This window comes from Edaphobacter sp. FHG110511_03, assembly GCF_059115365.1.
In genome coordinates, this window is the sequence record NZ_JBZYWL010000071.1 from 1 (window position 1) to 284 (window position 284).

Annotated in this window: 1 protein-coding gene; it reads right to left on the reverse strand. The window is 57.0% G+C overall.

Translation table 11 applies throughout. The annotated features are described in order from the left end of the window. Positions 1-284 (reverse strand): P-loop NTPase family protein (locus AC5S26_RS29990; protein WP_494188614.1); only part of this gene is annotated, 284 nt, incomplete at both ends.

Genomic DNA, 284 nt, shown 5'->3' on the forward strand with positions numbered 1-284 from the left:
CTGGCGTAAGTCGGCATCGATCCTCGCTGGCGTGTTGATCACTTCCGGGGTGAATAGGACGGTATCGATGGGCAGGTCGTCAGATGCGTCCGCGCTCCAACGATCGAAAGGAACGATCTTCTCGACTCGACTGTGATGGACGGCGGAGAGCGTCTTGCCTACTCCTGGCGCTCCGTAGCACAGGCCGATGTAGCGGTCTCGGCGGCAAGCCTCGCAGAACTCCACGAAACGTTTGTATTCCAGCGTCTCTACAAAGACTGGCTGTTCACTATTCGTTGAAGTAG